Source organism: Candidatus Tumulicola sp., assembly GCA_036490475.1.
Lineage (GTDB): Bacteria > Vulcanimicrobiota > Vulcanimicrobiia > Vulcanimicrobiales > Vulcanimicrobiaceae > Tumulicola.
The window spans coordinates 292,061-306,849 of sequence record DASXDT010000005.1 but is presented as its reverse complement, the minus strand read 5'-3'; the positions used below and the strand labels follow the sequence as shown (position 1 = coordinate 306,849).

Annotated in this window: 10 protein-coding genes; 5 read left to right on the top strand and 5 right to left on the bottom strand. The window is 60.9% G+C overall.

The annotated features are described in order from the left end of the window. The first annotated feature begins 7 nt into the window (after positions 1-7). Positions 8-664 carry a hypothetical protein gene (locus VGF98_05160; protein HEY1681003.1) on the top strand — a complete coding sequence of 219 codons (657 nt, stop codon included), beginning with the start codon at positions 8-10 and terminating at the stop codon, positions 662-664. A 3-nt stretch (positions 665-667) separates the two neighbouring features. On the opposite strand, the gene VGF98_05155 is transcribed toward VGF98_05160, so the two are convergent. Then, positions 668-1,729 (bottom strand): SMP-30/gluconolactonase/LRE family protein, encoded by a 1,062-nt coding sequence (locus VGF98_05155; GenBank protein ID HEY1681002.1) that lies wholly within the window; start codon positions 1,727-1,729, stop codon positions 668-670. A gap of 166 nt (positions 1,730-1,895) precedes the next feature. On the opposite strand from VGF98_05155, the gene VGF98_05150 reads away from it, so the two are divergent. Next, a complete protein-coding gene (locus VGF98_05150) occupies positions 1,896-3,104 on the top strand; it encodes a S8 family serine peptidase (protein ID HEY1681001.1) in 1,209 nt (402 codons plus the stop codon). Here the strand turns inward: VGF98_05150 and VGF98_05145 are convergent. After that, a complete protein-coding gene (locus tag VGF98_05145; GenBank protein ID HEY1681000.1) occupies positions 3,101-3,664 on the bottom strand; it encodes a GNAT family N-acetyltransferase in 564 nt (187 codons plus the stop codon). The two genes, VGF98_05150 and VGF98_05145, sit on opposite strands and share 4 nt — an antisense overlap. A gap of 67 nt (positions 3,665-3,731) precedes the next feature. Here VGF98_05145 and VGF98_05140 point away from each other — a divergent pair, with 67 nt between their 5' ends. Further along, positions 3,732-6,608, top strand: coding sequence for a DEAD/DEAH box helicase (locus tag VGF98_05140; GenBank protein ID HEY1680999.1), 2,877 nt, complete (start codon positions 3,732-3,734; stop codon positions 6,606-6,608). 1 nt (position 6,609) lies between these two features. Continuing rightward, a complete protein-coding gene (locus tag VGF98_05135; protein ID HEY1680998.1) occupies positions 6,610-7,377 on the top strand; it encodes an SWIM zinc finger family protein in 768 nt (255 codons plus the stop codon). 6 nt (positions 7,378-7,383) lie between these two features. Here VGF98_05135 and VGF98_05130 read toward each other — a convergent pair whose 3' ends face one another. Genes VGF98_05130 through VGF98_05120 form a run of 3 tightly spaced genes read right to left on the bottom strand, consistent with a single transcriptional unit; the run spans position 7,384 to position 11,577 of the window. Beyond that, positions 7,384-9,423 carry a SpoIIE family protein phosphatase gene (locus VGF98_05130; GenBank protein HEY1680997.1) on the bottom strand — a complete coding sequence of 680 codons (2,040 nt, stop codon included), beginning with the start codon at positions 9,421-9,423 and terminating at the stop codon, positions 7,384-7,386. 44 nt (positions 9,424-9,467) lie between these two features. Continuing rightward, complete coding sequence (locus tag VGF98_05125; GenBank protein HEY1680996.1) at positions 9,468-10,031, bottom strand: hypothetical protein; 564 nt, start codon at positions 10,029-10,031, stop codon at positions 9,468-9,470. A 1-nt stretch (position 10,032) separates the two neighbouring features. Continuing rightward, positions 10,033-11,577 carry a LuxR C-terminal-related transcriptional regulator gene (locus tag VGF98_05120; GenBank protein HEY1680995.1) on the bottom strand — a complete coding sequence of 515 codons (1,545 nt, stop codon included), beginning with the start codon at positions 11,575-11,577 and terminating at the stop codon, positions 10,033-10,035. 177 nt (positions 11,578-11,754) lie between these two features. On the opposite strand from VGF98_05120, the gene VGF98_05115 reads away from it, so the two are divergent. Beyond that, on the top strand, positions 11,755-14,454 hold the full coding sequence (locus tag VGF98_05115) for an adenylate/guanylate cyclase domain-containing protein (protein ID HEY1680994.1): 2,700 nt from the start codon (positions 11,755-11,757) through the stop codon (positions 14,452-14,454). The last annotated feature ends 335 nt before the right edge of the window (positions 14,455-14,789 follow it).

The window sequence follows — 14,789 nt, the reverse complement described above, 5'->3', positions numbered from 1 at the left end:
ACGCGATATGGCAACGTTCAGTAAGGAAACGCTCTCGAAATTCGCGGACGCGTGCGCTTCGATTCCGCTCCGCCCACTCGATCGAGCATTCGAACGCGCCGGCATCCGTCCGGGCAAAACCGGCGACGATTCGGGCGGCGCTCGCCGGACGCAATTTCGCCGGTATCTCGCAGGGATCGATTGCAACGACGAACGGCAACTGCAACAACTGGGCGACGCACTCGGCGCTTTGATCGACGAGGTGGCCGACTCGAAGAAAGCTTTTCTCATCGACTCGGCGGAGCGGGACGGCTTTTCGTTGACGGACGGCACGTTTCGAGTTGCCGTCACCTATGCGAGCTCGTTTGCCCTGACTCGTCTCGAAGATATCGCGGCAATCGACGACCGCATCCGGCGGCTGCGAGTGCTAGCCGGAGAGCGACCAGGTGATGCCGTGGCGGGATCGCGGCAACTCGTCGAATCCGCCGGCCGAATCGCCGGCGACGGCTTCGGCATCGGCGGGAAAAACAAGACCGCAGCGGTCGTCCGCGTTGGATTGCGGAACTTGGCACAGTTGATCGACTCGTTGGACGATCTCGCAGATGCCAAGCTAACGGCAGCTCAAGCAAGATTAGCCGTGGATGCCGCGGCCGCATTGGTATCGTTCGTTGCCGATCGAACGTAACGGCTACGGGCCGAATGCAAGCCATTGGGGATAGTTCACGCCGTCCGTGATGGTTTGTATTAATGAAAAGTTTCCCGCCGCATACTCGGTGACGGAGTTCGCCGAGGCGTTCGCTACATAGACATTTCCGTCACCGTCGAGGATGATGCCCCGAGGTTGCGAGACGCCTTGCGAGATGGTAGCAAACGGCGTCGTGGTCCCGAGTGCGTACACGGTAACGTTGTTGCCGAACGTATTGGCGACGTAGAGGTTCCCAGCCGGATCCATCGTCATCGCGTACGGCTGATTGACCCCTTCCGTAATCGTTTCGAACGGGCTGGTTTGGCCGGGTGCGTAAGCCTCGACATCGCTCCGATTTCGGCCATTATTACCGACGTATAGGTTGCCGCTTGCATCGAAAGCAAACGCGAGTGGTGCACGGATGTTGATATAGCGAATAACACTTCCCAATTGCGGTGCATACTCGGTAACGAAGCCATGATTGGCGACATAGACGTTTTCGGATTCGTCAAGCGCCACCGTACTCGGCTGCGCAACCCCAGACGTTATTCGAACCGCGGGCGACTTGGATCCCGGCGCGTACATCGCGATCGAAGGGGACCGATTATAGTGTGTCGTGAACAAGCGGCCCACGCTCGCAACGTACAGATTCCCCTGCGGATCCACGGCCACCGATTCCGGCCGGCTGATGTCGTCGGTGATTAGTCGAACCTTTTTACCATTCTTACCGATCACTGCGACGCTCCCATTACCGTTGCACGCGCCACCGCAATTTGCCACGTATGTGGTGCCAGACGAATCGACGGCAACGGACACCGGCCATTGAATGTTATCGCTTATCGTTTGTTTGAGTTTCCGGACTGGATGAAGATACATGGTAACGGTGTTATTGCCGCTATTTGCCACGTACAAGCGCGAAAATGCCGCCGTTAAGGCCGGTCGTATGCGATCGGGTTGCGGTAACGTCCGAGACGCTGAAAATACGGCATTGTTTGTGGCGCCGGCACAACCCGCGGTTATCGAAACTGCGAGCGTCGAGAGAAGATAGCAACGGAAACGATTCATCGAACGTTCCTCCAAGAGAAATGCAAGTTCTACGAGGCGTCAGCGGTACTGGTCTTTGGGGACTATTATTTTCTGTTATCGTCCTACCTGCGGCACTTACTACAAGTAGGCGCTGCTGTCTATCTCGTGTAACAGCCGCAGTCGTCACTCTTTGAGGGAGATCGCTTTGAATCGTTACTTCGCTCGTGCGCTCACGATCGTAAGCGTCGCAGCCGTCACCGCTTGTTCGAGCGGCACGACGAACTCGGCGCTGCCCACCACTTTTTCGAATCCAGCGCAACTCGCCGCCATCGATACAGGACATACGCGACCGGGCTGTCCGCAGACGGTGCAGCCGGGGTATGCGACCTGCTATATGTGGATCCGCACCGACGTTCCGCGCACGCAGGGCGAGCATCCGTCGATCAGCGGATATGGGCCGGCGGATTTGCAAGCCGCCTATAATCTGCCATCGTCGCAAAACGGCAAGGGCCAGACGGTCGGGATCGTCGACGCCTACGACAATCCCAATGCCGAAAGCGATCTCGCAGTGTATCGTTCGTACTTTAAATTGCCGGCGTGCACCACGAAAAACGGCTGTTTCAAGAAAGTCAGCCAAAGCGGATCGACCACCAAATTCCCGCGTCCCGATCCGGGATGGGCGGGTGAGATGTCGCTCGACCTCGATATGGTGTCGGCCGTTTGTCCCAAATGCAAAATTATCGTCGTCGAGGCCTCCTCCAATCGACTGATCAGCTTGGCTAAATCGGTCGATCGCGCGGTGCTGTTGGGCGCTAACGTCGTTTCCAACTCGTACGGCGGTTCGGGTGGCGGCTCGTCGAACTCGCATTACGATCACCCAGGAACCGTCATCACCGCGAGTTCGGGTGACTATGGGCATGACGCTTCGTCACCGTGCGATTACGCCACGGTCGTGTGCGTCGGCGGAACGTCGTTGATTAAGGGTGGCAGCGGCCGCGGTTGGACCGAGACGGCGTGGAACGGCGCCGGCAGTGCTTGTGCGCGACTGGTTGCCAAACCGACCTGGCAAACGGATAAGGGCTGTGCGTTTCGCTCTGAGTCCGACGTGTCGTCGGTCGCCTCTCCCTATCCGGGTCTCGCATTTTACGATACGTATCCGTCGGGTGGATGGGGCACGACGGGTGGAACCAGCGCGTCGTCACCGACCATTGCGGCAGTCTTTGCGTTAGCCGGAAATGCTTCCAAACAAAACTATGCAGCCGGCTTGTGGGCGAACGGCGGGTCGTCGGGTTTTTACGACATCACATCGGGCAGCAACGGTGACTGCAAAGCGAATCCGTATATCTGCAATGCAGGACCCGGATACGACGGCCCGACCGGATGGGGCACGCCCAACGGCGTTTCGGCCTTTTAGCCATTCGTCGTTAACGGGATTCGAAACCGGAGCACCGCGCCTTCGTCGTGATGGCGCGGTGCTTCAAAGCGTTCGATCAGCACGCCGCCGTTGGCGAGGATGACGCGTTGCGATGCGATGTTGTCTGGCCGTGTCGTCAACTCGACGTACGGCAAGCCAATCGCCCGAGCGTGGGGTATGAGTTGGCGTAATGCTTTGGTCGCGTAACCGCGACCACGTTTCCACGGCACGACGCCGTATCCAATATGCCCTAAACACGTTTCAGGAAGTGCAGCCGAGCCGGGCGACCATCGAAAGCCGATGCTGCCGCAAAAATCCCCGTCCCACATCCAGCGCTGGAACCCCGGAAGCCGAGGCACCCGCGTACCGTCCGGAAGATCGATCGGTTCGCCGCGCCCGTCTGGATCGTCCAGGGAAGCCAGGAACGCGGGTGCGTCGCGTTCGATGGCCGCAAGTTCTTCTTGGTAAGCTTCGGGACGCAAGTTATCCCGCGACCAGCCGCGCCGAAGCGCGTCTACGTAGCTGGCGAGATATGGTTCGGCTGGTAGCACGAGTTGCATCGAAAGCCGTCTTTTCGCCGGACGGTTTGGAACCATTGCCGGCGATGAGGGTATCTTAGCACTCGCCTTGAGCACCTTAGCACCACCGAAGCCGTCGCGGACGCGCCGTCGTCCGAGCCGTATCGAGCGCGTGACGCTGCATGCCGCAATGGCCGGAAACGCATTGTTTCTATGGAGCGAACCGTTCACGCGTCCGTCGGCGCTGCGCGATCGCCTTTCTGGGCTGGGCGGCGACGTCCGCACGCAGAGCTGGACCGATGCCGCGGCCGGTTCGGCCTCGACCGGCGGGGTCGCGCGCGAAGGGCTCGCGCTCGACGGTCGCGACGCGGTCGCGCTGTTGCGTCGACTAGCCGGCCGCGAGATGGCAACGCCCGATGTTGCGCTCGGCGCCGATGTCACGTTTTGGTGCGATGCATTACGATTGGCGGCCGAGATCGTGGCGTCGCAACGGTTCTTGCCCGGTCTCTCGTATGAAGCCGACCAGAAGCGCTATCGTGCGGTTTGGGACCCGATGCTCGGCGATCGCGAACGCAAGCTGGCCGCCGCATTGGGGGCGACGTCGCCGGCATCGTCTCCGTCGTTAGAACGCTTTCTTGCAGTCGCGGTCGACGCGCTGGTGCGCGATGCCGCGGCCGAGCCACGATCCGCCGCCGGAACCTCGATCCACGACCGATGGCTCGAGGGATTGCGATCGACGGACGGGGTGGTGGCGGCTACTCCGGCCGAACTGCGCGGTCTCGCCGCACAGATTGCCTCTTGGCGCCGGCCGGTTCTCGACGACGACGCAACCGATTACCGTTTGTGTTTACGATTGGAAGAACCGCAGGGTGACGACGACGTGTGGCGCGTCGTCTATTTGTTGCAGAGCCGTCCCGATCCGACGCTGTTGCTCGACGCCGCCGCGGCTGCTGCATCGGCGGCTTCGCGCCGTGCGTTTCTAGCGGCATTGGGTCGCGCCGCGCAAATTTCACCCGCCGTCGATGCCTCGTTACGCGGCGTCGACTCCGTGCCGCATTGGTTCGAAACGGACGCGGCGGGCGCGTACGCGTTTCTTTCGGAATCGGCATGGCTACTCGAACAAGCCGGCATCGGCGTCATCGTGCCGTCGTGGTGGCTCGGTAAACACACCGCCGGCCGCATCGTCGCAAAGGCGACCGTCAAACCGCCGTCTACGTCGGCCGGTTTACGTGCCGATACGCTGCTCGACGTCGACTGGAACGTCGTTCTCGGCGATCACCGCTTGTCGCAAGCCGAGTTGGAACGACTCGCTCGGCTCAAGGTTCCCTTAGTGCGCGTGCGCGGCCAGTGGGTGCACGTGGAGCCGGGCGACGTGCGAACCGTTCTCGCTCGATTGCGCGAAGGCGCTTCGACGCTGACGTTGGCCGAGGTGGTCCGCTTGCAGCTCGACGGTTCTTCGCCGGTGGAATGCGGCAGCGACGTCACGGCGTTGCTCGACGGGTTAGAAAGCGGCGGACGCCTTGGCGAACTGGCACCGCCCGCCGGCTTGCGCGCGCAGCTACGGCCCTATCAATTGCGTGGCTACGCATGGCTGCAGTTTCTGACCGCGGCCGGTTTCGGTGCATGCCTGGCCGACGACATGGGGCTCGGCAAGACGGTGCAAATGCTGGCGCTAATACAGTACGATCGCGAACGCGTCGACGCCCATCGTCCCGTGCTCCTGATGTGTCCGACGTCGGTGATCGAAAATTGGGTGCGCGAGATGCAACGCTTCACACCGGATCTGTCGGCCTACGTGCACCACGGCGCCGCCCGCTTGCGTGGCCGCGAGTTCGCTCGTGCGATTCGGGCGCACGATGTGGTCATCACGAGTTATGCGTTGCTGAACCGCGATGCCGAAACGTTTGCGGCGTTGCGTTGGCACGGTGTCGTTCTCGATGAAGCGCAAAACGTCAAAAACCCCGATAGCAAACAAGCGCGCACGGCGCGTTCGTTGCGAGCCGGATATCGCGTCGCTTTGACCGGAACGCCGGTCGAAAATCACGTTGGCGACTTGTGGTCGATCATGGAGTATTGCAATCCCGGTCTATTGGGATCGCAAACGGCCTTCCGGCGAGATTTCGTTATTCCAATTCAGGCGTTGCGTGATTCGGATGCGGCCAAACATCTGCAGCGGCTGAGCGGGCCGTTCGTATTGCGGCGGAGCAAGCGCGATCCGGCGATCGTCCCCGATCTGCCCGAAAAGAGCGAGTCGATCGAGTATTGTACGCTTACGCCCGAACAGGGCACGCTGTATGCGGCCGTGCTGCGCGATCTCGAAACCGGCATCGATGAGTCACATGGCATGGCCCGGCGAGGCGCGATCTTGGCGCTCCTTTCGAAGCTCAAACAGATTTGCAACCACCCGGCACAATTCGCCAAAGACCGTTCGGCGCCGGCCGAGCGATCGGGTAAACTCGCGCGCCTCGAAGAGATGCTGGAAGAAGTGCTCGACGTCGGCGATCGCGCGTTGATCTTCACGCAGTTCGCCGAGATGGGCAAGCTGCTGGTACGCCGGCTCTCGGAGCGGTTCGGGCGCGAGGTGCTCTTCTTGCACGGTGCAGTTCCAAAAGCCGCGCGCGACGAGATGGTCAATCGTTTTCAAGAAGAGCACGGCCCGTCATTGTTCGTGTTGTCGCTCAAGGCCGGTGGAAGTGGACTGAATCTAACGCGGGCGAGCCACGTCTTTCACTACGACCGATGGTGGAATCCGGCGGTCGAAAATCAAGCGACGGATCGAGCGTTTCGTATCGGACAAACGAAGAATGTACAGGTGCATAAACTGGTCTGCGCCGGCACGCTCGAAGAACGCATCGACGATTTAATCGGTCGAAAGGCTGCGGTAGCCGAAAGCGTGGTCGGAACGGGCGAGCAATGGCTGACCGAACTATCGGACCGCGAGCTTCGCGATTTGGTCGCCTTGGCGCCCGAAGCGGTGGAGGGTTAGCATGCCGAGAGCCGGCGGCGTTCGCGCGCAGTCGCGCCGCGGTGCGTTCGCGCAGCGATGGTGGAGCCGTCGATGGATTGCGGTGCTCGAGTCGCTCGGTTTGGGTGCGCGTCTGCGCCGCGGGCGCGCGTATGCCCGAAACGGCAACGTTGCGGCCGTTGAGGTCGACGAACGCGGCGTGCGCGCGTCGGTGAGCGGCACGCGTGCCGAGCCATATGCTGTGACGATCGCGATGCAGCCGCTCTCGCCCGGTCAATGGCAGCACGTGACCGATCGCATCGCTAAGACGCCGCGATTTGCGGCCGCGTTGTTGAGCGGTACGATGCCGCAGGACATCGAGGAAGCGTTTACTGCCGTCCACTGCGCGCTCTTTCCGCGCACCGCGATGGATCTGCGAACGTCGTGCACGTGTCCGGATTGGTCGAATCCGTGCAAGCATGTCGCGGCGGTCTACTATTTGTTGGCCGAAGAGTTCGACCGCGATCCGTTCTTGCTGTTCGCGTTACGCGGTCTGGATCGCGAGGGCGTGGTACAAGCGCTCAGCGCGCGCGAGTTCGGCTTGGTATCGGTCGCACCGGATGCGGCGCCACTTCCCCAATCTCGTCCGCCGATCGACGTTCCGTCGGTAGATGCATGGCCGCTGCGGCGTGCCGGGCGTTTTCCGTTTTGGAGCGGCACCGAGCCGCTCGAATCCGCGCTGGACGACGAATACGCTTCGGCCGCGGAGCGAGCCGCGGCGCTCCTCGCCGAGACCTGGCCCGACGCCTGAGCGCGTCTAACGAGGGCCGAGAACGGCGCGCGCGTGCGACCCACCGTCGAAGCGCTCGGTGACGTTGAAGTCTTCGGCTAAACTCCAAACGATATACAGTCCACGTCCCCGTTCGCTGAGCAGATCGGTCGGAAGCCGCGGGACGAGCGTGAAGCCCGGACCGCGATCGAGAACGTGCAACACCGGCATCTCGTCGTTCCAATCGAAGGTGATGTCGATCGGGCCTGGAGCGTATCGGACGACGTTGCCTAACAGTTCGCCGAAAATCAACTCGGCCGTGCCGGTGTCGTCCTCGGACATGCCGCCGTCCCGCAACGCCTGCACGAACGCGTGCCGCGCACGGTGCGCCGTTTCTGCATCGCTCGTATCGAACGTCCAGCGTATCGAGGGTCGTGTCGAGGCCGGTTCGGCCGGCCCCGGCGACACGAGACGTAACGTTAGAATGACGACGTCGTCGCTGCTGCCGCGTTCTAGAAGGCGCTTATACAGCGCTTCTGCACAGTTTGGCATCGACGGGATGTCTGCAGCCGCAACCGCGGCCTGCAGGCGTTCTTGGCCGGCGATCACATCGCGCTCGACCTCGATCACGCCATCGGTATAAAACACCAACAGACAATCTTCCGGAAGGGTTATGCTCATCGCTTCGTCGCCGCGCATACGCAGACCGATCGGCGGCGAACCGCCACTTAACGCCCGCACGCCGCCATCGGAATCGCGCAAGAGCGGCGGAGGATGTCCGGCCGATGCGTAGGTGAGCGTTCGCGTAATCGGATCGAACACGCCGACGAACGCGGTGACAAACATGTTGGGATGTTCGGTTTTCAGCGTACGGTCGGCCGCATCGAGCATCGCGACCGGATCGGCATAGACTTGCGCGACGCCGCGAATGACTTGCCGCATCGACGCCATGATAACCGCGGCGCTGAGTCCGCTTCCTGCAACGTCGCCGATCGAAACGACGATTCGGCCGTCGCTCAGACGCAGCGCGTCGTACCAGTCGCCACCCAGCAGCGCGCGATCGCTGGCCGGGACGTAGATTCCGTCGAAACGAATTCCGGGGACGCTCGGAAGCGAGCTCGGCAAGGCGGCTCGTTGGAATTCGGTCGCGATCTCGCGCTCGCGCTCGTATAAGCGCGCGTTCTCGATCGCAACGGCAGCCCGGCGCGTCAGCTCTTTGAACAATGGAACATCGTCGTGAGAATAGCGGCGGGGCGTCTCGGCCCAAAAAGCGACCAGCGAACCGATCGTGCCGCCGCGCGATTTCAACGGCACCGTGACGGTCGAGTGCGGCGCGAGTGCACGAATGACGTCGATCAAATCGTGCGAGGCCGACCGTTCGATCGACTCGTCAGGAATGTTGGGGATAACGATCGCCTGATTTTTCCGCAATTCGGCTTCTATCAGCGGTTCGGCTTGGAGATCGTGATTGTAACGGCCCACGATCCGCTGCACGAGCGCGGCCTTCTCCGGGTAGGCATGGATTGCCGCGACGGTTTTCAGCCGGCCGGTTTCGTCGAATAAGTCGATCGCGGCCCAGTCGGCCAATTCCGGGACGACGATCGCCAGCATGCGTTCCAGCGTCGTCTGCAGATCCAGCGACTCGGACAGCGCTTCGCTCGACCGCGCAAGAAACGCGAATCGCTCACCTTGCCGTTTGTGGTCGTCGACGTCCGTGCACACCGCCAGCCATTCGCTGCCGTTTGCGTTGCCCGAGCGAAGCGGCGAAACGCTGGCGCGAAACCAGCGGTTATCACCGTCGAATCGGCGGAGCCGCAACTCGAGCCAGAACGGTTCGCCGCGTTCGATTCCTTGCGTCCAGGCTTGGATCGCGGTCTCGGCGTCGCGCGGATGGACGGCGAGCCGGAGCCGCTCGCCGGCATCGAGGCCGTCTTCGAGGCGTTGGCCAGTATACGCAAACCATTGCCGGTTGAAGCGGTGCACGTTTCCATCGAACGAGCCGACCCACAAAATTTCCGCAAAGTCGTCGAGTAGGATTCGTTCGACGCCGGCACTCGATGAAATGCCACCCACGCTGCTGTGTTCCATCGTGGCGCGGTTACGCACCTTTTCTTGGCTGGTGGCGGCCGAGGCTATTCGCTACACTGCTCGGGCGATTTGGCGCAGAGCTGCGCTTGCGCGAGATCGACTCCGAACGCGGAGATCGTCTCGACGACAATGCCGCCGTTGATCGAATATCCGTATCGCTTGCCTCGGTAAAATTCGGCTACCGCGCCGTTGCTTCGATCGCGAATCGATGCGACGCGTTTAGCGGCAAGAAAATCGTGTGCCACTGCTTGCCCGTAGAGGGAGGCAAAGAAACTGTAGCCGTAGCCCTTGCCATCGTGATGGATGGCAGCCGATCCGGGCGGTTTTCCGGGATTACCGACCGACAGCGATTCGCGCCGAATGTGCGACCCATCGGTGGTGGCGTAGAACGTCCAGGCGATTCCGTGATCGCTCGTTTCGAGCGCGAAGGCCGGATCGCCACTCATCTCGTCACGGCGCCGGGCGATGCCCGCCAGCAACTTTCGCGTCGATGCCCATGCCTGGAACTGTGGCAGCGTCTGTCCCGGCAGCGCGTTCGCCGGCGCGATGCACGCAACCAACGCCAACAGGCCCGCGACGATCGGCTTCGCACATGCGGCCGCCGTCATGTTAGGTCAGCCTTCTGCGTCTCGCTTCTGCCAGCAGCGCGTGGCGGCTGCTGACCCCAAAGAACTTGAGCACGGCCTTGGCATGATTGGCCACGGTGGCCACGCTCAAATCGAGTTCTTGAGCGATTTCTAAGTTGCTCTTGCCTTCGCACAGCAGTCGGAACGTCCGGTCGCGCATCGGCGTCAGACCGGAACCCCGTCGCGAGCTGGTAAAACGGTCGCGCCACTCTTCGGCCAGCCAGCTCTTGGGATAGTTCCCAAGCCACTGATGGGCTTCCTGAAGAAACGCCGTCTTTCGCGTCGCGTCGAACAACCGAAGATCGCATCGTGCGGCTCGCCATTCGAAGGCAATCGTTCGATACACTGCGCGCGCGCCCTCGAAGTGGCTCGCGGCACGCTTACGCTCACCGTGATGCAGATCGACGACGCCGCTGACGTAATCGAGCAGCGCGTGAAAGCGGCGTTCGCGATGGTAGAACGGAACGCGGGACGGGTCGTCTTTTATGCGCTGGAATCGATTGAGATATTTCGCCGCACGCGCCGCGTCCATGGGGGCCGTCAGCTCCGCGAGCAGCAGTAACGCGAGCGTACTCTCGTCGTCAAATGCGTCCCAATCGACGGATTCAGCGATCCGCTGCGCTTCGAAGAGTTCCTGGGCAAACCACGTCAGCTCGTTGCGGGCTCGCGCAAGATACGCGCGATCGCAATACGCAACCGTGCGCCATGCGTCGTTGGGTGCGTCGTCGGCGCGCTCGCGCAAATAGCGAAACGCATTAAAGTAGTCGCCGTCCAGCGCACTGGTCCAGGCCAGGGAACGAGCAGCCATAAATCGGCGGCCGGAAAGGTCCTCGGGCCAGGGGGTTCCGGATAGCTGGCGTTCGATCGAACGAACCGCATCGGGTATGTGACTCTCGCGCGAGCATACGGCCAGCGAATAGGTCGCCGCCACCCGCGGCACCATGTGCTTTTCCGAACGCGGATCGATGGACGCCAGCAGTCGTATCAGGACGCGCGCCTGTTCGTGCGTGCGCGACTCCGACTCTAATATGCGACTTTCGAGGAGTTGTGCAGCGAGTTTGCTTTCGGTACTACGGCCGGCTTTGGCGAGCGCGAGGCCTTCGCGCGCACGCTGCGGATCGGATTGCAAAACGAAGCGTCCACCGATGCGGGATCCAACCGCAGCGATCAATTCTGCGTCACCCTTGTGCGTTGCGGTCTGCATCGCGCGCTGCAGCCGGTCATCGGCTGCGACGTAATCGCCCGACACGGCGTGCGCCTCGCCTAACAGCATTTGCTGCCAAACATAATCACTGCCGTTCGACGCTGCTTGCATCGATTTGAGCAGCGGAAGTGCCTTCTGCGATTGGCCTGGCGTGCGCAACGCGATTTGCGCGCGAACGATCGCGACGTTCGGCGGAACCTGGCCACGGCGAACGTGCGCGTCGAACGTTTCTACTGCTTCGGAATCGCGCCCGCTTTCGAAGGCGTCGTTCATCATGCGCATCCAAGCGACGCGCGCGGGCGGCTTGTTTATCGCGTTTTTCATGGTTGAAACCGGTACATGGTGACCCGACTCGTTCATGGATTGCGAAACCCCAACCTTCGAACGTTCTTCGCTGCCTAATAGGCCTTTAGGCCCAATAAGTATGGAGCGCGCAGGTAAGCGAAGCGAGGTATAAAAGCCCCGTGCTATGCTCTCGGGCTCGATTTCGGGCAAATCGCGATGACCGAGTCAGTAACGGTCACGTTTCTTTTTAGCGACATCGAAGGCAGCAGCCGGATGTGGGAGCTTGACCTAGCGGGCATGGATGCTTCCCTGGAGCTGCACGACCGAGTGCTTAAAGCTGCAGTGGAAAAATGGCACGGTCGAACGTTTAAAACGATGGGCGACGCCTTTTGCTGCGCGTTCGAGGATGCTGCCGATGCCGTACACGCTGCGGTCGAAGCGCAGTTGGAGCTCGCGCGACAATCGTGGCCCGAAAGCATCGGGCCGATACGCGTGCGAATCGGTCTGAACACCGGCGCGGCGATTCGCAGCGAAACCGACTTCGTCGGTCCTGCACTCAATCGTACGGCGCGAGTGATGTCGAGCGGCCACGGCGGGCAAATTCTTGCGTCCAGTGCTACGGTCGCCGTGATCGGCGCTCCGCCGGATGGGATTGTATTTCGGGATCTCGGCGTTAAACGTTTGAAAGATCTCGAATATCCAGAGCGCGTCTTTCAAGTCGTCGCAGCAGGCTTATCTGTATCTTTTCCGCCCTTACGGACCCTCGACGAACATCCGAATAATCTGCCCACGCAACTGTCATCCTTCGTGGGCCGGCGCGCAGAACTGGAACGTTTGAGGACGGCATTTACGCAATCGCGCGTCGTCACGGTCGCCGGGCCCGGCGGAATTGGCAAGACCCGCCTGGCAGTGCAGTTCGGATCCGAGAACGTGCACCGATTCCCCGGCGGCGTCTTCCTCATCGAGCTCGCGAGTGTAACCAATGCCGCATTGTTGCAGCACGTCGTGGTCGCCGCGCTCGGGCTTCGCGAGAATGCAGCCGAGGCTCCTATCGATACTATCGCCCGCTTTATCGGTGAGCAAAGCGTTTTGCTCATCGTCGATAACTCCGAGCATCTTTTGAACGACGTGGCTGCTATGGTTAAAGCGTTAGCGTTGCGTTGCAACGCTCTGATGGTTCTTGTGACGAGCCGCGAGCCGCTGCACCTAACCGGCGAAAGGGTCGAGCGATTAGCCGCGCTGTCGTTGCCGGATCGCATCGACGCATCGGAGCTCGAAACGAGTGACGGCTGCAAGCTCTTTCTCGAGCGGGCACGGGCGAGCGGTGGCGCCGTTGCCGGCGCGCCGGGCGACGTTGAGGCGATCGTTTCGATCTGCCGGCGCCTCGATGGGATTCCGCTCGCGATCGAGATCGCCGCATCGCGAACAGCGACGATCCCACTGCGGCGCCTTGCGGAGCGGCTCGATGCGCATCTATTGGTCAACAGAGATCCGACCGTCGTCGAGCGCCATCGCACGCTGGCAAAAGCTATTGACTGGAGTTTCGAGCTCCTCAATGATGACGAAAAACGGGCGTTCCTCGCAATGTCGGTCTTTCGGGGAGGCTGCACCGTCGCCGCTCTAGCGTATGTCCTCGATGCTGACGCCGACGATACCTTAGAATCGCTGCTCGACAAGTCGCTGTTGCACGAAACGCCGGGTGGTGACGGTGAGCCGCGTTATCGTTTTTCCGACCCAACGCGAGAGTATGCAGCCGGACATTGTGACACGCAGTTTGAGGCGGGACATCTCGAGCAGCGGCATTGCGACTATTTCTCGAACGTCGCGGGCGACGCTGGAGGGGTCGCCGACGATCGGTTTGCGCGGATTGCGGCCGACATTGACAACGTACGTGCGGCCCTGGATTGGTCGCTTCGACCAAGCGCGCCCCAATCTGGAGCGAGCGCCTTCATTTTGGCCATGACATCGTATTGGCGTGCGCGGAGCTGGTTTACGGAAGCGCGCCTATGGTTGGAGCGCGCTCGTAAAGTGTCGACGCGGGGTTCGCCGGAGCTTACGCGCCAGGCCGCCGCCTTCGCAGCCATGCAGGACGACTACAACACAGCCACATCGCTGGCGGAAGAAGCGCTTGTAGCCTACAAGAACGCGAACGATGAGCTTGGGGTTGGAAAAGTGCAGCACACACTGGGTGAAATCGCCCACAGACAAGGGCGTTGGGAAGACGCCGAGCACCTGTACGGAGAGGCATTGGTGCATTTGCGTACCGCGCGCCATTTGCTTGGCACGACGACGTGTTTGATCAATCTAGGACTTTTGGCGCGCGAGCGAGAGGATCTTCAGTCCGCCCACTCTCTTCTAAACGAAGCTGCTGAATTCGCGGCCGAACTGCATAGCCCGAACGTTTCTGCGCAGCTACTCATCGAACAGGGCTGGCTTGCATTGTCCGAGCACCGGACCGAAGATGGTAGACGTCTGTTTCAAGAAGCGCTTGAGGAAAAGCTGACGCAGAGAGATCTGCATGGTATTTGTCAGGCCCGCTTAGGTGTAGCGACCGCGGCGCTTCTCGACAGCGACGCTGCCAATGCGATGGCCGAATTCGAAACCGCGCTGCGCGAGGCACATCGGCTCGAGGCTCGAAGTTTTGTATCGGACTCGTTATACGGCTTGGCAGGCGCCAATGCGTTGCAAAATCAAGTTAAGGCATCTGCAGCGTGTTATAGGCTGGCGCGTGACTTCTCAGTTAAAATGAAAATCGGCAACCGGCGCGGTCTAGCCCAAAAGCTGGTCGAAACTTACCTGGCTGCGGATCTCGGCAACGGACAGTTTTCGGGAGCCGCAGCACTTTGTGCTTCGTTTAGGTATACGGATCCCGAAGGGGCGATATCTCGCATGCGATCCCTTCGGGATTATCTCTAGCTCGCTACGGAGTTACTTGGCTCTTGGCAGAGCGTCAAAATTCGACAATCCAGTAACAACTTTGATGCTCATGCTGTAAGCTCTGTTCGCTTGCGGAATTCCATCGTTTACTGTTGTTGCGCCCGCTTCAACAGAAGCCAGATGTTGGCAAAACGTCGTCACACCAGTGCAGGCGACGATCGGCGATGATGATGCGCTGTTCTCGGAGGTAAAAACGAAAATCTCGAAGCCGCAATTCGCTATACAATGTTTCTGTGCGACAATCTGTTGGTTTCCAGTAATATGAAAGCCGGTCGGAACGCTATCTCCGTTGGTGACGACTTGCCTTTGGCGCT